This is a genomic window from Pseudomonas sp. H11T01, assembly GCF_048515765.1.
GTDB lineage: Bacteria > Pseudomonadota > Gammaproteobacteria > Pseudomonadales > Pseudomonadaceae > Aquipseudomonas.
The window spans coordinates 26,095-49,106 of record NZ_JBLYED010000007.1 but is presented as its reverse complement, the minus strand read 5'-3'; the positions used below and the strand labels follow the sequence as shown (position 1 = coordinate 49,106).

At 61.6% G+C, this 23,012-nt stretch carries 19 protein-coding genes; 7 read left to right on the top strand and 12 right to left on the bottom strand.

The genetic code is table 11. From position 1 onward, the window contains the following. Positions 1 to 3: 3 nt before the first annotated feature. A complete protein-coding gene (locus ACN1C3_RS11235; RefSeq protein ID WP_419115883.1) occupies positions 4 to 648 on the bottom strand; it encodes a TetR/AcrR family transcriptional regulator in 645 nt (214 codons plus the stop codon). Positions 649 to 650: 2 nt separating this feature from the next. Further along, entirely contained in the window at positions 651 to 2,309 is a 1,659-nt protein-coding gene (locus ACN1C3_RS11230; RefSeq protein WP_419115882.1) for a bifunctional 3-(3-hydroxy-phenyl)propionate/3-hydroxycinnamic acid hydroxylase, read from the bottom strand. A 243-nt stretch (positions 2,310 to 2,552) separates the two neighbouring features. On the opposite strand from ACN1C3_RS11230, the gene ACN1C3_RS11225 reads away from it, so the two are divergent. From ACN1C3_RS11225 to ACN1C3_RS11205, 5 genes are all read left to right on the top strand, one after another. Further along, complete coding sequence (locus tag ACN1C3_RS11225; protein WP_419115881.1) at positions 2,553 to 5,450, top strand: AAA family ATPase; 2,898 nt, start codon at positions 2,553 to 2,555, stop codon at positions 5,448 to 5,450. A gap of 120 nt (positions 5,451 to 5,570) precedes the next feature. Next, complete coding sequence (locus ACN1C3_RS11220; protein ID WP_419115880.1) at positions 5,571 to 5,786, top strand: hypothetical protein; 216 nt, start codon at positions 5,571 to 5,573, stop codon at positions 5,784 to 5,786. A 117-nt stretch (positions 5,787 to 5,903) separates the two neighbouring features. Beyond that, the gene (locus tag ACN1C3_RS11215; RefSeq protein ID WP_419116093.1) at positions 5,904 to 7,421 is read left to right on the top strand and encodes an efflux transporter outer membrane subunit; all 1,518 of its coding nucleotides are present in this window, start codon (positions 5,904 to 5,906) and stop codon (positions 7,419 to 7,421) included. 30 nt (positions 7,422 to 7,451) lie between these two features. Further along, positions 7,452 to 8,564 (top strand): efflux RND transporter periplasmic adaptor subunit, encoded by a 1,113-nt coding sequence (locus ACN1C3_RS11210; RefSeq protein WP_419115879.1) that lies wholly within the window; start codon positions 7,452 to 7,454, stop codon positions 8,562 to 8,564. Next, the gene (locus tag ACN1C3_RS11205; protein ID WP_419115878.1) at positions 8,561 to 11,656 is read left to right on the top strand and encodes an efflux RND transporter permease subunit; all 3,096 of its coding nucleotides are present in this window, start codon (positions 8,561 to 8,563) and stop codon (positions 11,654 to 11,656) included. Before ACN1C3_RS11210 ends, ACN1C3_RS11205 begins: the two co-directional genes overlap by 4 nt. A 148-nt stretch (positions 11,657 to 11,804) precedes the next feature. On the opposite strand, the gene ACN1C3_RS11200 is transcribed toward ACN1C3_RS11205, so the two are convergent. From ACN1C3_RS11200 to ACN1C3_RS11170, 7 genes are all read right to left on the bottom strand, one after another. Continuing rightward, a complete protein-coding gene (locus tag ACN1C3_RS11200) occupies positions 11,805 to 13,289 on the bottom strand; it encodes an amidohydrolase family protein (RefSeq protein WP_419115877.1) in 1,485 nt (494 codons plus the stop codon). Between the two features lie 60 nt (positions 13,290 to 13,349). Further along, on the bottom strand, positions 13,350 to 14,549 hold the full coding sequence (locus ACN1C3_RS11195) for an amidohydrolase family protein (protein WP_419115876.1): 1,200 nt from the start codon (positions 14,547 to 14,549) through the stop codon (positions 13,350 to 13,352). A gap of 79 nt (positions 14,550 to 14,628) precedes the next feature. Beyond that, entirely contained in the window at positions 14,629 to 15,396 is a 768-nt protein-coding gene (locus ACN1C3_RS11190) for an ABC transporter ATP-binding protein (protein ID WP_419115875.1), read from the bottom strand. A 25-nt stretch (positions 15,397 to 15,421) separates the two neighbouring features. Then, complete coding sequence (locus ACN1C3_RS11185; RefSeq protein ID WP_419115874.1) at positions 15,422 to 16,135, bottom strand: ABC transporter permease; 714 nt, start codon at positions 16,133 to 16,135, stop codon at positions 15,422 to 15,424. Beyond that, positions 16,132 to 16,821: an ABC transporter permease gene (locus tag ACN1C3_RS11180; protein WP_419115873.1), complete on the bottom strand. Its 690-nt coding sequence runs from the start codon at positions 16,819 to 16,821 to the stop codon at positions 16,132 to 16,134. The genes ACN1C3_RS11185 and ACN1C3_RS11180 overlap by 4 nt, the downstream gene beginning before the upstream one ends. Before the next feature lie 112 nt (positions 16,822 to 16,933). Then, positions 16,934 to 17,704 (bottom strand): ABC transporter substrate-binding protein, encoded by a 771-nt coding sequence (locus ACN1C3_RS11175; RefSeq protein WP_419115872.1) that lies wholly within the window; start codon positions 17,702 to 17,704, stop codon positions 16,934 to 16,936. An 83-nt stretch (positions 17,705 to 17,787) separates the two neighbouring features. After that, positions 17,788 to 19,011: a cyanate transporter gene (locus ACN1C3_RS11170; RefSeq protein WP_419115871.1), complete on the bottom strand. Its 1,224-nt coding sequence runs from the start codon at positions 19,009 to 19,011 to the stop codon at positions 17,788 to 17,790. Positions 19,012 to 19,204: 193 nt separating this feature from the next. Here ACN1C3_RS11170 and ACN1C3_RS11165 point away from each other — a divergent pair, with 193 nt between their 5' ends. Continuing rightward, entirely contained in the window at positions 19,205 to 20,077 is an 873-nt protein-coding gene (locus ACN1C3_RS11165) for a LysR substrate-binding domain-containing protein (protein ID WP_419115870.1), read from the top strand. Between the two features lie 160 nt (positions 20,078 to 20,237). On the opposite strand, the gene ACN1C3_RS11160 is transcribed toward ACN1C3_RS11165, so the two are convergent. Next, positions 20,238 to 20,810, bottom strand: a complete 573-nt coding sequence (locus tag ACN1C3_RS11160; protein WP_419115869.1) for a TetR/AcrR family transcriptional regulator — start codon at positions 20,808 to 20,810, stop codon at positions 20,238 to 20,240. Between the two features lie 139 nt (positions 20,811 to 20,949). Here ACN1C3_RS11160 and ACN1C3_RS11155 point away from each other — a divergent pair, with 139 nt between their 5' ends. Next, positions 20,950 to 21,651, top strand: coding sequence for a glutathione S-transferase (locus ACN1C3_RS11155; protein WP_419115868.1), 702 nt, complete (start codon positions 20,950 to 20,952; stop codon positions 21,649 to 21,651). 120 nt (positions 21,652 to 21,771) lie between these two features. Here the strand turns inward: ACN1C3_RS11155 and ACN1C3_RS11150 are convergent, their stop codons facing one another. Then, positions 21,772 to 22,152 (bottom strand): RidA family protein, encoded by a 381-nt coding sequence (locus ACN1C3_RS11150; RefSeq protein ID WP_419115867.1) that lies wholly within the window; start codon positions 22,150 to 22,152, stop codon positions 21,772 to 21,774. Between the two features lie 217 nt (positions 22,153 to 22,369). Then, positions 22,370 to 22,726: a YciI family protein gene (locus ACN1C3_RS11145; protein ID WP_419115866.1), complete on the bottom strand. Its 357-nt coding sequence runs from the start codon at positions 22,724 to 22,726 to the stop codon at positions 22,370 to 22,372. Positions 22,727 to 23,012: the final 286 nt, after the last annotated feature.

Genomic DNA, 23,012 nt, shown 5'->3' with positions numbered 1-23,012 from the left:
ACATCAAGGTAGCGGCTTACCGGCGATTCTCTTGGCTTTGGCGGGTGTTACGCCCAGAGCCTTGAGAATCATCTCGGCGACCCGCATATCGTGCTCCGCCACCGTGCGCCCCTCGACAACCGAGCGCATGGCTCCGGTTGTGCAGGATACGACCAAGTCCAGGGCGATCCCTTCGTCCTCGTAAGCGAAAGTGCCCGCGCGCAGACCTTCACGCAGGTCGCCAAGCACATGGTCAGCCAAGCGCGAGCGCATGGCCTGATCGGAATGGATGATGCGCAGCAGTGCGTTGGCCCATTGATGGTCGTAGGCGGCCCGGCATACGAACATGCGCACGCCAATCGAAAGCCGCTGTGCGCCGCAGTGCACGTCCGCGCTCAGGGCGGAAATGGCATCGGAGAACTCGGTCGCCATGGCGATGCCAACCGCCTCGAGTACTTCGTCGCGCGTTCGAAAATAGTTGTAGATGGTGCCGTTGGATACCGCCGCCTCCGCAGCGACCTCGAGCAGTGCAATCTCCCCCACCTCCTTACGTGCGACAAGACGCAATGCCGCGTCCACCAGGCCGCGACGGGTGCGTTCACGCTTCTTGTGGCCTCGAGTGAGAGGCTCTTGCGCAGTTGCTTCTGAAGGAAAAGTGGGGGAAGGCATCTTCAGGCTCTTAATCGAGGGGGCTCGTTAATGGTAATGGAAACGCTATCGGCAGTGGCGTCGGCGCTAGCCAACAGGCCCATGCAGTCTCGAATGAGACTGCCTGCATCTGCGCCTGGGGCGTGGTGCATGATGATACGGTCGGGGCGAACCGCGACCAGCGTGCCTTTAGCTGCCAGCGGCAGGATGTCATGGTTCAGGTCTTCGATGAAGTCGCAACTGCCACCGGAGCGCTGGCCGCATGTTCTGACCTGTAAGAAGTGGCCTCCCATTTTTTCCCAGGAAACGATCTGAGCAGGTGTCAGCACTGACAGCGGGTCAACACCGAATCCAACCAGGGTCAGGTTGTCTCCAAGAGCATCGTCGCTCAGTTTGATCTGCTTTTGCATGTTACGAACCCAGGCTTGGGGAAACAGACTGCCACGAACCAGCTTGTCACCACGACGATGCTGCATAAACAGACCGTGTTTGAAGATGTTCTTCGGCTTGATGTCCAACTGCTCAAAGTACCTTCTGGTAGCGGGAGTCAACGCCAGCGTGCGCATCAGGCCGTGGATGAAGAAAGCTGCGATCTTGTTTTTGGGCATCACCAGGCGGCCCATGAGTTTCGCTAGATTGATCATCGCCTGGGCATGGGGGCGGCGCTCTACGTCATAGGTATCGAGTACTGAAGGCGCGGCATAGCCGCGAAGTACCCAGGCCAGTTTCCAGGCAAGGTTGGCGCCATCTCGAAGTCCCGCTACGAGACCTTGCCCGACAAAGGGCGGGGTAATGTGGGCTGCGTCCCCGGCGAGGAAGATGCGTCCCTTGCTGAATTTGTTGCAGCAGCGCGCGTGGAATCGATACACCGCCTTGCGCTCGATTTCCAGCTCCTGCGGGTTGATCCAAGGGGCGATCAGCCGGGCTATGCTTTCCGGGCTTTCCAGCTCCTCCCGGGATTCGCCGGGTTGCAGCATGAATTCCCAGCGTTCCCTTCCACCGGGAGCGGGCATGTGCGGCGTGGGCCGCCGCGGATCACAGATAAACTCAATGTGATCAATCGCTGACTGATGTCGGTTCATGACATCGACAATCAGCCAATCCTCCGCATAGGTCTGTCCTTCGAACTCCTGGCCAATCAGTGCTCTGACCCTGGAGCTTGCGCCATCCGCACCGACCACGTACTGGGCGCGAACAGAATGCGATTGCCCATTCTGATCCCGTACGGTGGCGACCACGCAATCCGCTTCCTCGACCAGACTCTCCAGCTCGAAACCACCCAGGCTGGTCACTGATTTCAGTCGGGAAACCTGGCCACGCATCGCTCGTTCAAGGTCGGGTTGATAGAACGTCACAAGCTTGGGATGGCCATCAATACACCCTTCAGTATTGGCTCGACCGAATTGCCCGAGGACCGGAGAGTGCATCCTCACTTCAGGGATAACGATCTTCTCGAACGCGTCCTCCGACAATCCGGCGAGTTGCAGGATGCGCAGGGCCTCGTTGTCCAGAGCAATGGCACGAGGCATCAGTACGATTTCATGGAGCTTGTCCAGCACCAGTGTCTTTACCCCATAGCGGCCGAGCAGCGCCGCGATTGACGCACCTACCGGACCGTTACCGACGACCAGCACATCGACGGCGGTGGGAGGCAGTTCGGAAATTTTCTTGTTGTTGTTCATATCGAGCCCTTGTTGTGATTGAAGTCGTGGGACGCGCAGGTCTCATCGTCAGGCGATATGAAGGTATGCAAAAATGATGAATATTTCAATATTGATATTTTTGTCATTAATTTTTGAGATCATTACCGCACCAGGTCTTTGTCAGTTTCCGACCGGTGAGGCTTGGCTTCTGAGCCGATCAGCGTTGTCATTGGAGCTATGCTCCACAGCGCACAACTCTGTTTTAGTCTTTAGGAATCAAACGTGGCACGTCCGCAGCCCCAACCGAATCCAGTCCAGCTCCGCTTCGTCGAGTTCGAGCTCGACGAGGCCAACGCCTGCCTGCTACGTAACGGAGAAGCCGTGGCCTTGGCGCCAACGCCCTTCACACTGCTGTGCGCACTTGCACGCCAGCCGGGATCGCTGGTGACCAAGGATGCCTTGCTTGATGCAGTGTGGGGGCATCGGTTCGTCAGCGATTCGGTGCTGAAGACGGCCATCAGCGATCTGCGCAAGGTGCTGGGCGACGACCCCAAGCACCCCCGCTATATCGAGACTGTGTCGCGGCGCGGCTATCGCTTCATCGCCGCGCCCTCCCCTGCACCTTCGATGCCGCCTGTATCCGCGACGGTACCGGCGGCCGGCGCGCATCCGTCGCCGTCATTCATCGGTCGCGCCGACGAGGTCTCAAGACTGCAACGGGCGTGGGAGCGGGCGGATGGCGGACAGCGTGCCGTGGTCTGGCTCGCCGGAGAACCGGGGATTGGCAAGACCACGTTAATCGAACATTTCCTTGCCAGCCTTGGCGGCATCGCCTGCGCACGCGGCCATTGCGTAGAACACTACGGCACCGGCGAACCGTACCTGCCGGTGCTGGAGGCGTTGGCCGATCTATGCCGCAGTGACCCGACTCTGCCGGCGTTGTTGCGCGACGTGGCGCCGACCTGGCTGCTGCAACTGCCGTGGCTGAGCACTATGGAGGAGCGAGACGCATTGCGGCGCGAGCTTGCCGGCATCGGCCCGGACCGCATGCTCCGGGAAATGGGCGAACTGCTGGACCGCTACACGGAGCAGCGACCACTGTTGCTGGTGACCGAAGACCTGCACTGGAGCGATCGGGCGACGGTCCAGCTCATCGACTATATGGCGCGGCGACGTGGCCGCACGCGGCTTATGTGGCTGTCGAGCTTCCGTCTCGCCGAGGTGGTAGCGCTCGATCATCCGCTCAGCTCGTTGCGCCACGAACTGCGTCTGCAACGTCTGTGCGAGGAAGTGGTGCTCGATCCGTTCTCGGAAACCGAGGTCGCTGGCTATGTTGCGCTGCGTTCAGCCTCGCTGGCGCGCGATGAAACCTTCGTGCGTGCCTTGCACGAGCGCACTGACGGTGTGCCGTTGTTCGTGTCGTCAGTCATCAGTGAAGTGATGGACCCAGCGGACGACAACGCCACTATCGAGGCTCGGCTGGCGGGATTGGCGGTCCCCGAGAACCTTGCGGCCATCATTGATCACTACATCACCAAGCTCGGACAGGAGCAGCGTGCGCTGCTCTCGGCGGCAGCGGTGTGCGGAGTCGAATTCCGGGTCGAGACGGTTTCGCTGGCCCTCGAGCGCAACCTCGCTTCTGTGGCCGACACCTGCGAGGAACTGGTGCGCGAACAGGTATGGCTCACACGGTCGCAGGCCACCGACGTTGAAGAGACGGTAGAGCTACCCTACTCGTTCCGGCATGCCCTCTTCCGCCAGGTGCTGTACGACCGCACGCCGCGCTCATTGCGCACCCACCTCCATCGCCAGGTTGGCGCTGCCCTCGAACGCGAGCGCACGGCCGGCGTGCCGGTTGCTGCCTCGGAGCTGGCAATGCACTTCGACCGGGCTCGGCAACCGATGATCGCGCTGCGCTACTACGCCGAGGCCGCAGAAGCCGCGCTGCTGCACTTCAGCCCGGCCTTGTGCATCGGCCTCACTGAGCGCGCGTTTGTCCTGCTGACGCAGGCACCAGAAGGGACGGAGCGCGATGCGCTCGAAATTACCTTGGCCACGCTGCAGGGGGTGTCGGCTTTTCACACGTTCGGTGTCGGCAACGAAGCCAAGAACGCGTTCGAACGCGCATACACGCTGCTAGCGGGTGTACCCGAGCATCCAATGCGCGGTCGCCTGCTGCACGGATTCGGCTATCTGCTTGGTCTGCGCGGCGACTATGCGCTGGCGCTGGAGGTGGCGGAACGCGCCGAAGCCCTCTCGTCCGAGGCGAACGATCCAGCGCTCATGCTGGCGGCGTGCATCGTGCAGGGCGAGGTGCATCACCTCCAGGGTCGCACGCAGACGACCCGCAGTTGGCTAGAGCGCGCCCTCGCTATCGCCGAGCCGCTGGACATCGGGGCGAACGAGATCTTTGCGGCCGACCCTCAGGTCATGCTGCACGGCATGCTGGCCATCGAACTTGTGCGTTCTGGCCTGATTGAGCAAGGCCGAGCCCACATGCAGCGGGCGCGGACCCGCGCGCAGGCGCTTCGCCAACCTATGACCTGGCTGGTCGCCACCTGGCAGGAGGTGTTGATCGAGGTGCGGATGGGGAACCCTGTGCGTGTAGCAGCGCTGGCTGACAACATGCAGAAGCTGGTCGATGAGTATTCGCTCGCACTGGGGCGTACGGCTTGCCGCTGGTGGCGCGGCTGGGCCGACGCGCGCAACGGCGCGCCGCGCGACGGCTACCGTCGCATCCGCGAGGCCTACGAGGAACACACCGGGCTCGGCATGCGCTCCGGTGCCAGCGAGGTGCTCGGCTACGCCGCCGAGGCGCTGCTGCTGGCGGGTGATTGCGACGCCGCGCGAGTCGAGCTAGAGGAAGCACTACGAGTGGGGGAGGAACTGGGCGAGCGCGTATACCTGCCGCAACTGTTGCTACTGGAGGCAGCGATTGCGCGGATGCAGGGCCGGCTCGACGCCGGCAGCACTGCGGTGCGGCGTGCGGTTGAGGAGGCTCGCGCCCAGGAAGCGCCGTGGCTGGAGCTGCTCGCGCTGGTCGAGCTGTGCGAGCACCACAACGCCGCAGCCGAGGACCACCAGGCATTGGCGACGCTGGTTGACCAGTTACCTGAAACTGACGGAACCGAGCTGGTGAAACGTGCGCGCTCGCTGCTTCAGGCTGCCAAGTTGGCTTGAAGCGACACTATTTCTGTGCAGGGCGGGTGCTGTCCTGACCGAAGTCTGACCTTTCGCTTACGACTCGACCCTGGGAGCGGCCTACGCTGTCGTCGAACTTTCTTGATCCCCTGGTCTGCGATGAGCCTGAACCCTGAATCCAAGTACCCGAGCCGCCGCTCCTACGTAGTGAAGCTGCGTAGCGATGCCGCGCCGGGGGCCCTCGTGGGCCGCCTCGAAAACCTGGTCACCGGACGACAGCGCGAGTTTTCGTCCGCCGAAGAGTTGCTGGAGTCGATTGCCTCGGACCTCTCGTCAGCGGCCGGCGAGCACGCGGCAGATGCCGACGGCGAGTGACCTCTCCAACCTGAATGAGCGCTCGATATGGCGACCGAACGGCGACGCTTCGCTGACGACTTCGCACACACCGGGCCCTACGCTGATGCCATCTCGAATCTACACGAGTCCAATCCGATGCCGCGACTTCCAACCCCCCATCCACTGGTCCGATACGCCGGGCAAACGCCCCTGCAACATGCCGAACGCCTGCTCGGCGTCGTCGTTGGTGTGGCGCTCGTCGCGTCTTTCGCCCTCGCCCTGGCCGGTTGCTCCACGCCGGTCGTCAAGCCGTCGGTCGACCTGCCGAGCAACTTCGCCGCGAGCACGGCCTCCGAGATGGAACCCGAGGCGGCGTGGTGGGAGGTCTACCATGACCCGGCGCTGACGGATCTGGTGCGCCGAGCAGCGCGCGAGAACCGCGACGTCAAGATTGCCGCCGAGCGCCTGCGCGCCGCGCGTGCCGGCGAAACGGTCAGCCGTTCCTGGCTGCTCCCGAGCGTCGGCGCATCCGCCTCCGGCAGCGATCGCAGCAGCGGCTACAACTCGGCCACGAAACAGGCTTATCCGGATACCAAGACCACCAGTGTGGGCCTGGACGTCTCGTGGGAGCTCGACCTGAGCGGCCGCCTGCGCGCTGGCGCAGCGGCGGCCGACGCCGATGCACTGGCCGCAGAGGACAGCATGCGCGGCGTACGTCTGCTGGTGATGAGCGATGTCGTCAGCAACTACTTCACACTGGTCGGCGCGCAGCGCCAGGTCGCGACGCTGCGCGCCATCTCGGCGATGCAGGACGAGACCCTGCGTCTGGTCACCGCCCGCCAGCAGGTGGGGCTGGCATCCGCCTTCGACGTCGAGCGCGCGCAGACCGACGCCTTGTCGGCACGGGCGCAGATTCCGCCGCTGGAAACGCTGGCGGCTGTGTCGCGCCATCGCATCGCAGTGCTGATCGCCGACCAGTCCTTCAATACCGCGAGCATCCAGCCCTCCAGTGGCGATGTGGCGGCGGTGCCCGAGGCCAAGCCGGGCCAACCCGCCGCGCTGCTGCAACGCCGACCTGACGTGCTGGCGCTGATGGCGCAGGTCGACGCAGCCAATGCGCGCCGCCAGCAGGCCGCGGCCGAGTGGTTCCCGCGGCTTTTCCTCGGCGCGTCCTTCGGCCACCAGGGCCTGAACCTGAACGGCACCGATCTCGGCGTTGCACGCTTCACCAACGTGGCCGGTCTGCTCGCGATGCCGATCTTCAATGCCGGGCGCACGCAAGCGATCAACGAGGCGGCCGAAAGTGCTCAACAAGAGGCGCTGCTGCGCGCCGAAGACGGCATCGTACGGGCGCTTGAGGATGTGGAGAACGCCCTCGTCACGCTGTCGCAGGAACGCCGCCGCGCCGGGTCGCTGCAATTGGCCGCCGCGTCCGCGGAGTCTGCGCAGAGCCGCGCCCAGTCGCTCTACAACCGCGGGCAGATCGACCTGTTGCCGCTGCTGGATTCGCAGCGGGCGCGCCTGGCGGCACGCCTGAACGCCAACGAAAGCAACACCCGCCTGCTGCTCGATAGCGTGCAGCTCTACAAGGCACTGGGCGGGGGCTGGCAGGTGTTCGAACAACCCGCCAACCCCACTGCAGCCACCGCAGCCGACCGACCACCACTTTCCTAAGAACCTGTCGTTTTTCAAAGAGGAACCGCCTTGAAGAATTCCCTTACTGCGGCCGGCGCCTTGGCCGTAGCCGTCATGCTGTCCGCGTGTAGCCCGGACCAGCCCACCGTGCAGGCACCACGGCCGGTACGCACCGTTGAAATCAGCTACGACAATGCCCGCGAAGTCAGTCGCTACGTCGGCACCGTACAGTCGCGGCATGAAGTCGACCAGGCCTTCCGCGTGGGCGGCAAGGTAGCCCAGCGCAAGGTCGATGTCGGCCAGTTTGTGCGCGAGGGCGACATACTGGCTGTGCTGGACGACAGCGACTACCGCCTCGCTGAAGAAGCGTCACAACAGCAGTGGGCGGTTGCCGTCGAGCAGACGCGCCAGGCCGATTCGGACCGCCAGCGCCTGACCGCGCTGAAGGCTGACGGCTCGGTCAGTGCGGCCGACGACGAGCGTGCACATACAAAAGCCCAGACCGCGCATGCGACCGCCGAGGCCGAGGCGCGAAAGCTCGAGCTCGCACGCAACCGGCTCAAGTACACCGTGCTACGCGCCTCGCGTAGCGGCGTCGTCACGGCTGTGCGCGTTGAGGCCGGGCAAGTCGTGGCGGAGGGCCAACCGGTTGTCTCGGTTGCGAATCCGGATGAATCCGAGATCGTCGTCGATGTGCCCGAGGATCAGCTGTCCGTCTTCAAGGAGGCGCGTTTCAAGGCCTCGCTGGCCAGTGCGCCGAACCAGACCTTCAATGTCACGCTGCGCGAGCTGGCGCCCCAGGCCGCAACGCAGACGCGCACCTATCGTGCGCGGCTGAAGCCTGAGAACGCGCTGCCGCTGGGCGCCACCGCCACGGTAATGGCCGAGCGGGTGATGACCAGTATCTCGGCGGCGGCGGTGCCGGCTACGGCCCTGACGCAAAACGGCGGCCAGCCGGCGCTGTGGGTGGTCACGCCCACGGGCAAGGATTCGGTAGGCATCGTCGAACTGGAGCGTGTGGCGGTGTGGGGCTACCGCAATGATGAGGTACTCGTCTCCGGGCCGCAGGCCGGCGTATTGGTCGTCACCGCCGGGGTGCAGAAGATGGCGTCCGGACTGAAGGTCGCGCTTCCCGGCGCGGCGATTGTTGACGCGAACACCACGCAGCAGGCCACCCGATGAACAACTTCAACCTCACCGACTGGGCGCTGCGCCATCGCGCCATCGTCCTGTTCATGCTCATCCTCGTCGCGGTGGCCGGCGCCTTCAGCTTCACCAGGCTCGGTCAGCTCGAGGATCCGAACTTTTCCGTGCCCTCCATGACCGCCATGGTCATCTGGCCGGGCGCCACCGCCCAGCAGTTGCAGGACCAGGTCCTCAACCGCATGGAGAAGAAATTCGAGCAGATCGACAACTTCGAGAAAGTGGTCACCTACGCGCGCCAAGGCTACGCGGGCATGACGCTCACCGTTCGCGGCGGCACCTCCAAGGCTGACCAGCGCGAGGCCTGGTACCAGGCGCGCAAGAAACTCAACGACCTGAGCCTCGAGATGCCTGACGGCGTGATCGGCCCGATCCTGAACGACGAGTACGGCGACGTGTATGGCCTGATGTACGCCGTCAAGGGCGACGGCATCGGCCACGCCGACCTGTCGGACGCGGCCGAGGACATCAAGCGCCAGATGCTGAAGGTGCCGATGGTCAAGAAGATCGATCTCATCGGCAAGCAGGCCAAGCGTGTCTACGTCGAGTTCTCGCACGAGCGCCTGGCAGCGCTGGGCATTACACCGCTGGCCATCGCCGAAAGCCTCAAGAGCCAGAACGCCATGTTGCCCGCAGGCCAGATCGACACCCGTGGCGACCGCGTCATGGTGCGCGTGAGCGGCCAGTTCGCCAGCGAAGAGGCTATCCGCAACGTGCCTATCGCCGCGGGCGGCCGGCAGATCAAGCTCGGCGACATCGCGACCGTCACGCGCGGCTTCGAGGATCCGCCCACCTACACGGTACGCCACAACGGCCAGCCAGTGCTGATGCTCGGCATCACGATGACCAGCGACGGCAACATCGTGGACCTTGGCAAGGCGATGGACACGGCAGTTGCCAAGATCCAGTCGGAACTTGCGCACGGCGTGGAGCTGGAGCTCGTGGCCGACCAACCCACCACGGTGAAGGATGCTATCCACGACTTCGCGCACGCGCTGGCCGAGGCACTGATCATCGTGATCGCGGTGAGCCTGGCCAGCCTGGGCTGGCGTGCCGGCCTCGTGGTCGCGACCACAGTGCCGCTGGTGCTGGGCGGCGTGGCGCTGGTGATGCTGGCGATGGGCTGGAACCTGGAGCGTATCTCGCTCGGCTCGCTGATTATCGCGTTGGGACTGCTGGTGGATGACGCCATCATCGCCATCGAGATGATGGTGGCGAAGATGGAAACCGGCATGGACCGCGTGAAGGCGGCCGCCTTCTCCTATCAGTCCACCGCCATGCCGCGCCTGACCGGCGCACTCATCACTGTCGTGGGTTTCCTGCCGATCGGCCTCTCGAAGTCCACCACCGGTGAGTACGCGGGTGGCATTTTCTGGATCGTCGGTGCCGCAGTGCTGTTCTCGTGGATCTGCTCCGGCATCTTCACGCCGTATCTGGCGGTGAAGATGCTGCCCAACGACTTGGGCAAGCACCAGCATGGTGATATGTATGACACGAAGTTCTACCGCAGCCTGCGCTGCCTGATCGACGCCGCCATCGAACGCCGCTGGGTGGTCATCGGTGCGACGTTTGGCGCTCTGGCGCTTGCTCTGGCCTGTATCAAGCTAGTGCCGCAGCAATTCTTCCCCAACAGTTCGCGTCCTGAACTGGTCATTGACCTGCGCGTCAAGGAAGGCTCCTCGTTCGCCGCAACGACCGAGCAGGTCAAGCACATGGAGGAGATCCTGGCGAAGGACGAGGACGTGCGTTTCTATACCGCCTACACCGGCGCCGGCGCACCGCGCTTCTATCTCTCGCTCAACCCCGAGCTGCCGAATCCGGGATTTGCCCAGTTCGTTGTGATGACCAAGGACCTGGATGCACGCGAGCGGGTACGTGCGCGGCTGGTGACCTCGGCTGACCAACAATTCCCGCAGGCGTGGGTGCGCGTGACCCGCCTCGAGTTGGGGCCGCCTGTCGGCTACCCGGTGCAGTTCCGCGTCGTAGGCCCCGATACCCAGGTAGTGCGCAAGATCGCCCGCGACGTGGAGAAGGTGGTTGCGTCCAACTCGAAGGTGCGCGACCTCCAGCTCGACTGGAACGACCCGGTGCGCACGCTGAAAGTGGAGCTCGATCAGGACAAGGCGAGCGCGCTTGGCCTCACGCCGGCCGACGTGTCGCTGGCGACCCAGACCGTGCTGAACGGCGCAACCCTGTCGCAGCTGCGTGAGCACGAGGACCTGATCGACATCGTGGCCCGTGCCGTGCCTGAGGAGCGCTTGAGCCTCGACACACTCAAAGACATCAACCTCTACACGCGCCAGGGCACGGTAGTGCCGCTGTCACAAGTCGCACAGGTGCGCGCTGAACTGGAAGAGCCGGTGCTGTGGCGCCGCAACCGCGACATGGCGATCACGGTGCGTGCCGACGTGAAGGATGGCGAGCAAGGTGTGTCGGTGACGCAGGAGATCCAGCCGTTGCTTAAGGACATCGAAGCGAAGCTGCCAACCGGTTACCGCATAGATGTGGGCGGAGCGGTTGAGGAAAGTGACAAGGCCAACAAGGCGCTGCTGGCGGTGGCCCCGCTGATGATGATCACGATCCTTCTGCTGTTGATGCTGCAACTGCAGAACTTCTCCCGCATGTGGATGGTGGTGCTGACCGCGCCGCTGGGCCTGATCGGTGTGGTGCCGGCGCTGCTGGTGTTCCAGTCGCCGCTGGGCTTCGTCGCGATCCTGGGCATCATCGCACTGGGTGGCATGATCATGCGCAACTCGGTGATCCTGATCGATCAAGTACAAATCGAGATCGCTGAAGGGCGCGACCCGTGGAATGCTGTGCTGGATGCCGCCATTCATCGGGCCCGTCCGGTGATGCTGACGGCGCTAGCCACTGTGCTTGCAATGATCCCGCTAACGCGCAGTGTGTTCTGGGGGCCGATGGCAATTGCGATCATGGGCGGCCTTACCGTGGCGACGCTACTGACGATCTTCTTCGTTCCGGCGCTGTACGCCGCATGGTTCAAGGTGGGTCGCCAGACGGTCGCTGACACCCAACAGGTACGGGGGGGCGCCGCGCTCGCTTCTGAGTGATGAGTGCCGTGGCACTGTGCTCACGACCTCACCACTATTAGAAACTGTCAAACCCCTAACCCTGGCGGTGGGTAAGCCAGCCTGTGCGCATCGTTGCGCGACAGGCTGGCACGACAAGCGCTTGAGCCGGCATTTTCAGCCGCGTTACTCAACCTGCCGCGTGATACCGTGCCGCCCGCCAGAGGTTTTTCGATTCTTCTGTCAGATGGCGCAAGCCACTACGGTCCAGCATGCGTTCCGACTCCTCTTGCACCACGGCCAGCACAGCAGCCTCGTCGACGGCGCGTACGACGTAGTCTTCCATCAGGATCTTGCCATCAACGATGGTGGTACACACGTCCCCGCCGTTGGCGAAGCAAGTGACACGGTGGACCGGCATGTTCATCGGCATCAGGTGCGGTTTGAACAGGTCGATCAGAATGATGTCGGCTTTCTTGCCGACTTCCAGCGAGCCGATCTCATGTTCCATCGACAGTGCCTTGGCGGCGTCGATAGTGACCATTTCCAGCACTTTGCCCTGCGGCAGGATGTCCGGGTCGCGGAAATGGCGGCGGTGGTAATGCATGCACTGGAACATGTGGCGGAACATGTCGTAACCGCGGTCTGGGGCGGCGCCGTCGGAGCCGAGGGCGACGGTTACATTGGCCTCGATCAGTTCCGGTACCGGGCAGCGACCCAGGATCGACATGATGGCGCTCGGGTTGTGCACGATCTTGGTCTGTGTCTCGCGGCACAGGGCGATGTCTTCCGAGGTCAGGTCAATGCAGTGCGACATGAAGGATGTCGGGCCGAGCAGCCCCAGTTCGCGGTGGGCCAGCGCCAGCGTACCGGCGCGGTGGCCATCCTGGGTGAACGTAAGGCCATAGCGGTGGGCCAGAGCCAGGTAATCCTGTGCTTGCTGGCGGAACAGAGGTGCCAGCTCCCAATGGCTGGGCTCGTATTGTGGCGCGTACACCGGCAACGTGATGGCAATGCGCACCCGGCCGTCACCCATACCGTCGCAGCTCCTGGCGATTTCTTCGCAGACCTCGAACATGGTCTCGAAATTGACGTCGCGCCGAGTGGGCGGTTCGGTCGACCAGTCCAGGTAGGTGCGCGGCGCTGGCGGCCGCGACGGCCCAACGGCCACCACCGAGCGGGTACCGATTTCGGCGATAGCCTGGGCGTGGCGTTGCGCGTAAACCGGGTCGTCGACCCGCATGATCGAATCGCCTCCGCCCAATAGCGACACGCCGGTGGTGGTGCCGCATTTCAGCCGCTCCAGCGCCGACAACCTGGCATCGGCCTCCCAGAACTCGACTCCGGAGGCCGAGGTGTAGATGGTCTGACAAGCCTCCATCCAGGCATCGCCCTCCCCGCCGCCGATGGTTTTCAGCATGGCGTGGCCGGCATGGGCGTGGCTGTCGATCAAGCCTGGGAGCACCGCCTTGTTGCGTGCATCGATGATTTTTTCCGCAGTGAATCGAGCCCGCAGTTCATCCGTGCGCCCCACCGCTACGATGCGGTTGCCGAGCACGGCCACTGCGCCGTCCTTAATGACGCGCCGTTGGTCGTCCACGGTGATGACCACGCCGTGCTCGATCAGCAGGTCTACTGTGTTGAGGGGGGCGTTCACGTCGTAGTGATGTGTCATACAGGGCATCCGGTTCAGGCTGGGGCAATTGGAAAAACATCCGTGGGAGCGTGTTTTGAGTCACAAGCGGCTCTGGAGCAGCCTGCCATTTTTCGCCACGACGATTCCGCGGCTGATCACCGTCCGCGCTAGCGGACGAGCCACAACGGCTTCACTCAATGTCTGCGCAGGCAGCAACAATAAGTTGGCTGTTTGCCCCGTTGCCAATCCGTAATCACTTCGCCCAAGTGCCCGAGCCCCATTGCTGGCAGCGGCTTCGAACGCTGCGCAGATTTCAGGGTCCGTTCTCATGCCGCAGCGCAATGCGAGCAGCATCGCGCGTTCAAGCATGTCGCCATTGCCCATTGGGGTCCATGCGTCCCGAATGCCATCTGAACCGAGGCAGACGTTTACCCCGGACGAAAGCATTTCAGCAAAGGGCGGTATGGCAATATCAGCGGGCGCCGTGGTCATGAGTGAAATTCGATTGGCCGCCAACCGTTCAGCCAACGGGAGCACTTGAGCCCAGTTTTTCATGCCCAGGCAAAAGGCATGGCTGATCATGACTCGCCCCTGTCGCTGATAGCGCTCTGTGAAGTCAATGATGCGAGCAATCTGCCAGAGCCCCAGCTCCCCACCGTCATGCAGGTGGATATCGATACCGCGATCAAACGTGTCCGCGAGCTCGAACAGGATCGAGAGGTGCGCGATGGGATCATTGTCTATGCCGCAGGGGTCCAACCCCCCTACTACCTCAACCCCCAGCTCCAGGGCTTCTCGCATTAATGCCTCAACCCCAGGGCGGTTGACCAGGCCCACCTGAGGGAAGGTGACGAACTCAATATCAACCAGGTCGGCGTAGCGTTCGCGCAACTCCAACATGGCTTGCACATGCTTGATGCCCAACTCGGGATCGGCGTCTACATGGCAGCGAAACATCAGTGAGCCGCGTGCGATGCATTGCTCCAGCAGAGCACCCGCTCGCTCGGCAATCGGCGATGTGAGCTCACGCAGGACTTGACGCTCATTCGCTATGCGCGCTTTAAGGTTTGGGCCTGCGCTGTGCGGCCGCCAGGGTTGCCCCCACAGGGTCTTGTCCAGATGAATGTGGCTTTCTACCAGTGACGGAACGAGCAATTGACCTTGCCCGTCAAGGTCAGAGTCAGTGATTGGATTGCCACTGGCTGGCTGACGATCGCCGATACGACCCTCAACAACCTGTATGTCTTCAATTTCGCCGCCATAGGGGCGGACATTACGCAACCAGAACGATTTGAGCATTTGAACCTCATCACTGTTTGAGCGCGCCCCCGCCGCCAGATAGCCAACGGGGGCACTGTTTACGGTGTCACCAAAAGGGCTACTTCAAGTTGCCGGCAAGGAACTGCTTGAGGCGCTCACTCTTGGTGTGCTTGAACAGTTGCTCCGGGTTGCCTTCTTCCTCGATTTTGCCCTGGTGCAGGAAGATCACGTGGTTGGACACCTCGCGGGCAAAGGCCATCTCGTGCGTCACCACCACCATGGTCCGCCCCTCTTCGGCCAGGGCCTGCATTACCTTCAGCACCTCGCCGACCAGCTCGGGGTCGAGCGCCGAGGTCGGCTCGTCGAACAGCATCACTTGCGGCTCCATCGCCAAGGCCCGGGCGATCGCCACACGCTGCTGCTGGCCGCCGGACAGGTGCGACGGGTACTTTGCCTCCATGCTGGCCGGCAGGCCGACTTTGGCCAGGTACTTGCGTGCGCGGGCCACTGCCTCATCGCGGCTGAGGCCAAGCGCATGCATCGGCGCCTCGATAACGTTTTCCAGCACTGACATGTGCGCCCACAGATTGAAGTGCTGAAATACCATGGACAGCTTGGCGCGCATACTTTGCAGCTGCTTCTGGTTGGCCACGCGCAGCCCACCGTTCTTATCCTTCTCGGTGCGGATTTCCTCGGCGTTCACCGTAATTCGCCCGGCGCACGGCTGCTCGAGGAAGTTGATGCAACGCAAGAAGGTACTCTTGCCGGAACCTGAGGAGCCGATGATGCTGATCACATCGCCTGCCTTGGCCTTGATCGACACGCCCTTGAGCACCTCGTGGTTGCCATAGTTCTTGTACAGATCGTCTACGGTCAGTTTGTACATGGTTTTGTCCCTGCGTATGCGGCCTTCAGGCGGCCTGGGGTTTCAGGAAGGCCAGCCAGCGGGTTTCACCGCGACGAAATAGCCAGACAAGCGACAGCGCAATCACCGCGTACAACAGTGCGGCGATGAAGAAGGCCTCGAACGACGCATAGGTCGCCGAGTTGACGTCGCGGGCGACCTTCAGGAGGTCGGGAACCGTGGCGGTAAACGCCACCGAGGTTGAATGCAGCATCATGATCACCTCGTTGCTGTAGTACGGCAGCGCGCGACGCAGCGCCGAGGGCAGGATGATGCGGCGGTACAGGGTGAACTTCGACATGCCAAAGGCCCGGGCCGCCTCTACCTCGCCGTACGGCACCGACTTGATCGCGCCAGCGAAGACTTCCGTGGTGTAGGCGCAGGTATTGAGCGCGAACGCCAACACCGTGCAGTTGAAGCCTTCGCGAAAGAACATGTCGAGGAACTCGTGCTCGCGCACCACGCTCAAGCTGTAAACACCGGTGTAGATGATCAACAGTTGTATATAGAGCGGCGTGCCACGAAACACATAGGTGTAAAACCAGACTGGAATCCGGATAAACCGGTTTTTTGACACGCGCGCCACGGCCAGCGGCACCGACAGCACGAATCCGATCGCGATCGACAGCACCAGCAGCCACAAGGTTATTGCCAGACCGGAAAAGTTAGCACCGTCCGACCACAAATACGCTTGCCAATATTCCTGGATAATAGCGATCACAGTTCAGCCTCCCGAATGCCGACAGAGTAATGATGCTTAAGCCATATCAAGACGCCGTTCGAGACAGTGGTAATGAAGAGATAAATCAGTGCACCGATCACGGTGAAATAAAACAGCTGCATAGAGCTCTTTCCGGCATCCTGGGTGGCCCTGACGATATCGGACAGACCGATGATGGACACCAGTGCGGTCGCCTTGATCATGACCTGCCAGTTGTTGGCAATACCAGGCAAGGCAAAACGCATCATTTGCGGGAATAAAACACGATAGAACGCCTGCCATGGGCTGAGGCCATAGGCCATGGCCGCCTCTGTCTGACCGCGCGGGACCGCCTGGAAAGCACCGCGGAAGGTCTCGGTAAAATAAGCACCGTAGATAAACGCGAGCGTCGCTACACCCGCGAGGAAGGGATCAATATCAATTTGATCCATTCCAAGCCCTTCGGTGACCTGGTTGAGGAGTATCTGAATGCTGTAGAACAGCAACAGCATGGTCACCAGATCCGGAACACTGCGTATCAGCGTGGTATAGAGGGTGGCAATAGTGCGCAGCCACCGATTACCTGACAACTTGGAACTGGCGCCTGCCAAACCAATCAGTACTGAGGCCAGCAGCGATAATATGGCCAGTTTTAGTGTCATCCAGGTGCCACTCGCAATCAGCGGCCCATAGTCTACCAAGGACATTGCACTCTCCTTGAATACGATAGCGCAGCCGATGCTGCCTATCGTGTTCAATAGTATTTTTCTTGTTTTTGAATGCCGCAAAAGCCTGGAGTCGTAAACGACTTAAAATCTATTAGTTGTAAACATCAAAGGAGAAGTATTTATTGGAGATCGTCTGATAAGTTCCGTCCTTGATAATCTCGGCAAGCGCCCCATTGATCTGTTCGCGAAGTTCATTGTCTTCCTTGCGCAAACCAATCCCCGCACCCACACCGAGGGTTTTTGGATCGCGCAGTTCTGGGCCGGCAAAAGCAAAATCACGTCCGTTCTCGGTTTTCAAAAAACCTAAATCAGCCTGGACTGAAGATTGCAGCGCTGCATCCAGGCGGCCGGCCACCAAGTCCTGGTAAACCAGGTCCTGGTTCTGGTACGTCGTTATGGTGACGCCTTTCTGCGCCCAGTAAGTCCTGGCATAGGTTTCCTGCGTGGAGCCCTGCTCAATCCCTACACGCTTGCCTTGAAGGGATTCGGCTGTTGGCAGAAGAACGGAGCCTTTTTTCGCAATGAGACGGGGCAGGACATTACTGATCTTGTCGGAAAAGGCTATCTGCGCCTGACGTTTCTCGGTCACGCTCATGGAAGAAAGAATGCCGTCGAACTTCTTGGCTTTCAGCGCCGGGATGATGCCGTCGAAGGAGTTCTCGACCCATACACATTTGACCTTCAGCTTTTCGCAGATCGCGTTGCCAAGATCGATATCGAAGCCCACAAGCTTGCCATCGGGCGCCTTCGACTCGAACGGGGCGTAAGTGGGGTCAACGCCGAAGCGAATGACTTGCAAGTCTTTCGCGTATACGCCGCTGGCGGCCAAGGCCAGAACAACTGAAACTGCGAGCTTCTTCATATTATTCTCCGTAAGCACAATGGTACTGAGGTTTTAAAAGGGGCCGACCCTGTATTCGGCCATGTCGTTCTGTTTAACCAAGTTCACACTTCTCGCATGCTGTGTCGGTAGCTCGCCGGGGAGAACTTGATCGTCAGCACCGCCATCGCTGCGAGCACTCCAATGTGCAGCCACCAGCCGGTGATGAAGCTCCCTCCGGAGTCGCGCAACCAGCCGATCAACCAGGGAGCACTCGATGCGAGCAAGAAACCAATACCCTGAACGAAGGCCGCCAAGGTCCCGGCCGCTTGCGCGCCGGACAAGTGGTCGAGGCTGACAATCAGGCTGAGCGAAAAGAACCCGCCGAGGCCGAAACCGGCAAGTGCGACCCACAACCACGGCGCTGCGTTGGGGGCAAGCGCAAAGCCGGCGAAACCCGCGGCCTGCAACGCGATCGTCAGCCATAAGGCACCGCGCCGGTCAGCGCTGCGGCGGGCGAGCATCGGCATCGCGAACGCCGCCGTCGCCTGGAACATCGCCAACCACGCGAGCAAGTTGCCCGAGGCCTGCAGGCTCATGTTTTGTTGCTGGTAGAAGGACGGTAGCCAGGCCACCAGACTTGAGTAGCCGCTATTGGTGAGCCCAAAGTAAGCGGCCAACTGCCACGCACGCCGATTCTTGAAGAAGCTGCCGGTCAAGACCGGTGCAGGTCCGCCAACGGCTGTCGGCGGAGTGCGTGGCGCACACACCAGCCAAAGCAAGAGCACAGCAAGCGCTGGCAACGCCCACATGGAAAGCCCTAACCTCCAGCCGCCATACGCATTCAGCCACGTGCTTGCCAGCGAGCCAAGCGCCCCGCCGCCGACCAATGCCGCCGAGTAGAGCCCCATCACCATCGCTATCCGTTCAGGAAACCAACGTTTGGCGACACCCGGTATCAAGGCCTGGATCACAGCCACGCCGGTGCCGGCGATACCGGCGCTGGCGATCAACTGCGCTCCGTCCTTAACCACGGCGCGTGACGCGCATCCGAGCATCAAGAACAACAATGCGCCGGCCAGCGCCCGCCGCTCGCCGAAGCGACGTGCGACACCGATGCCAATGAAGGCAATCAGGCCCATCAGCACGAAGGGCAAGGTGGTCAGCATCGCGGCGGCGCGAAAATCGAGGCCAATGTCGGCGCGCACCAGATCGAGCACCGGCCCGACCGAAGTCAAGAATGGCCGCAAATTCAAGCCGAGTAGCACCAGGAGCACCAGTGCGGCCAGTGATACCTCACCCGCGCGCGACACGTCCGTGGCGATGCAAGCCGCTACGCGGTCAGTCATGGCGCGCACTTCTTTCCAACCGCTGCGGGTGCGGGCTCGGCAGCATCACCTGCATCAGCGTCACGTCACTTGTCATCACATTTACCTTGGGGATTCTGGTCAGCAGGCCGCATCAGCCGCTGTTCGGCAAGATTAAGAGCGGGTGCTATTATTCGGAAATGAAATGTTCGAATGACAACTAGTGGGAAACGTAATGACTTCGACGCTGATCGATCCGTTGCTGCTCAAGAGTTTCGTCGCGGTGGTAGAGAGCGGCAGCTTCACGCGCGCCGGTGAGCGCGTGCACCTGAGCCAGTCGACCATCAGCCAACAGTTGAAGCGACTTGAGGAACAACTCGGCTGCGAACTGCTCAATCGCAGCGGGCGCTATGTCGTCACCACCGAAGACGGCGAGCGCTTACTCGGCTATGCGCGCCGGATCCTGGGGCTGATGGAAGAAGTGGTGGAAGAGTTACGCAAGGGCCACGCACAGGGCGAGGTGCACATCGGCGTGCCAGAAGACTTCGCCTCAGACTTACTGACGCCGACGCTTGGCGCCTTCGCACGCGCGCACCCGTCGATAAGGCTTGAGATCAGCAGTGGGCTCAGCAACACGCTATGGCAACAGTTTTGTGCAGGTGACTACGACTTGGTGCTGGTCAAACAGCGCCCGGGACAGTTTGTGGGGCACGCCGCCTGGCCCGAACCGCTCGCCTGGTTCGACAGCCTCAGCGAGCCGACGTACGAGCGCGACCCGCTGCCACTGGTAGTGTTTCCGGTTGGCGGCTTGTATCGCGATGAAATGATCCACGCACTCGAGAGCGCCGGCCGACGCTGGAGCATCGGCTACAGCAGCGCGAGCCTCGCGAGCGTGCGCTCAGCAGTCGCCGATGGTCTGGGCGTCAGCGTGCTCCCCTCGCGACTTGCACTGCCCGGCCACCGACGGTTGGGCGTAGCCGAGTCGTTCCCCGAACTGGCGGCACTGGAAATCGCGCTACACCTGCGCCCCGACGCACCACGCCGCGTGATCGATCTGGCCGAACAGCTGACAAGGCTATGCGCCCGGGTGACCGGCCACGTCGGCTGACGTGGCCAAAAAACACATTGGGGTGCCTTTTTGAAATTGCCGACAACTTCTTGCTGACACTACCCAAATGAGTTCTAACAAATCAGTCCAGCGGAGCGCCTTCGGCGTCCGCTGAATTCAAACGTTAGCGTCCGCTTGGGTCGATAGCGGCCATGGCGCGTCAGGCCTGTAGTGTCGGAATCAGTCCCGCTTCCCGGTAGCTGAGGATCAGTTCGTCAAACAGGCCAATATCGAGCCGGGTCCGCGCAATCAATTGAGCCCCGGCAACGGCGGTGTAAATAGCGCGGGCACGTCGGCCACAGCTTTCTGCGCTGCCCATTCCGGCGTCTGCCAGCACCTTCGTTAGCCAGGCCACATTGGTGTCTGCAAACGCCTTGACCTCGCGCTGAACCTCCTCGGGCAAGTCTTCGTATTCCGCTGCCATGAAGCTGGACAGACAAAGCCTGTTGCCGTCTTCCAACGATGTTCGAAAGATTGACGGGTAGAGGTCCAGGCAACGAATCGGATCGGAGTTCGATTCGCGTATCGCTTCCAAAACGCTAGCGGTGTCCTGCCAGTAGCGTGCAGCGACTGCGGCACCGAGGTCGGCCTTGCTCGAAAAGTGGTAATAGATGCTCGCGTTCTTGATTCCCACCGCTTCACCGATGCTTCGAAAATTGATGCCGTTGTATCCGTGCCTCTGCGCTGCCGTTTTCGCAGCCGCCAAGATGGCTTCCCGCGCGTTTTCGCTCAAGCTCAATTCCTCAACTCATCCAGTCGATGAGGCGGATTCTACTCGCAGCTTCGCCAACCTGCCAACTGGAAGGTAGGTGTTGACATCACACAAAAATGCGCCCAACGTTTACCTACCAACTGACAGGCAGGTAAAAACCATGACCTCTTCAAAATCGCAGTTCGAAACATCCACGCTTCCTATGATGAAAATCCACGACTGGTTCGATGGCCCCTACCCCGCTCGTGTGCGCATCGCATTGGCGGAAAAAGGCCTGCTTTCTCGAATCGAATTTGTATCGGTCAACCTGTGGACAGGCGAGCACAAGAAACCCGAGTTTCTGGCCATCAACTACTCCGGAACGCTACCCGTGCTGGAGTTGAATGACGGCACGCTCATAGCGGAGTGCACGGCTATTACTCAGTACCTGGACGCATTGGATGGCAATCCCACCCTTAGCGGGCAAACGCCTGTAGAGAAAGGCCTCATCCACATGATGACCAAGCGTGCCGAAATCGAGTTTCTTGACGCGGTCAGCGCGTACTTTCATCACGCCACTCCGGGGCTTGGGCCGCAGGTCGAGCTTTATCAAAACCCCGAATGGGGCGGCCGCATGCGCGACAAGGCGGTCAGGGGCATGCGCTATTTCGACAGCGTTCTCAAAAATCAGCCGTTCGTTGCGGGTGACAAGTTCTCCATGGCCGATATCGCGGTCCTGGGCGGCATGATTTTCGCCTCGCTGGTCAAACTCCCCGTACCTGATGAATGTGAAGCGTTGCGGGTATGGCACGCAAGGATGCAAGAAAGGCCGAGCGTCCAGGAATGGCGAGCGATGGTGGAGCGTGGCGCGCCTCAAAGTTGAGGGAAACGTGCATCGGCCATCCCAGCTCCGGGATGGCGGATGCAGTTCCGCGAGACCGGCCCCGTGTGCTGCCCGTTAGCAGCCCCTCGCTGAGCGGGGCCGCCGGATAAGTCCGCGGACTCAGCCCTTGGCCGCCATAGCGGTAACTTCCACACGCATGCCTTCGACCGCCAGGGCGGCCACGCCAACGGCGGCGCGAACCGGCCAGGGCTTGGCGAAGAAGCGCTGGTAGACCTCGTTAAAGGCGGCGCGGTCGGCCATGTCGGTGAGGTAGATGGTCAGATGCAGAACCCGGTCCATGGAACTCCCGGCGCGCTCCAGCGCTACCTTGAGCGCCTGCAGGGTGCACTCGCTCTGCAAGGCGATGCCGCCCAGCTCCAGGCTGCCGTCGGCGCGGGTGGGGATCTGAGTGGAGACCAACAGGCCGCCGAAACCGGCGACGTCGGAGGAGATGGATTCCGGGTCGGGGTCGGGGAGGAAGGTGAGGTCGTGGTTTGCCATGGGGATCTCTTGCTTGAGGTGGTAAAGGGGCAGTCGTGTATGGGCGGTGGGCCCGACATCGTCAGCGGGCTCAGTCAGCCAAGCCCGCTGGGGCATTCAATGAGGCACGCCTTTTGCGCGGCCAGTTTACAGGCCCTTCGTCGGGCCGTTCGTGAATTAACTCAAAAACAGGGCCAGTAGCGGACGGTGGGCCGTGACCTCCGGCGTCAGATTCTCATCACAAATCGGCCATCTCGTACAGCGGCCGGATTTCGATCTCGCTCGGTCCCGGCATGGGATTGGGGCAGCGCTTCACCCAGGCGACCGCCTCGTCCATGTCCTTGACTTCCCAGAGCCAGAAGCCGGCGACCAGCTCGCGGGTTTCGGCGAAAGGTCCGTCGATGACCGTACGGCCGGGGCCATCGAACGCAATACGCTTGCCCTGCGAAGAGGGCTTGAGGCCGTCGGCGACGAGCATGATGCCGGCATTGACCAGCTCCTCGTTATATCTGCCCATCGCCTCGAACATCTCGGTCGTGGGCAGAATGCCCTTTTCGCTGTCGTCGGTAGCCTTCACGAACACAATCACACGCATCGTCTGTCTCCTTGTTTGAGCCGGCCTCATCGGCCTGGCATCGGAACGACGAATGGGGTTCCGGAAATCGATATCGTACTGCAAAATTTTTTCGACGGTTGAGGCGCAGGCGCGAATGGCCTGTTGCCGCTGATTCGGGTTTGACCCAGTAGGGACTCACCGGCCGACTAGCGACTGACCCAGCGTGCCGTCCATTCCTGATCAAATTTTGAGCGAAGCTATGGAGGACTAGCGGGAAGTCAGTGATCTGTCCTGAGGCAAATATTTATCGGCAGCGTGGGTCAGT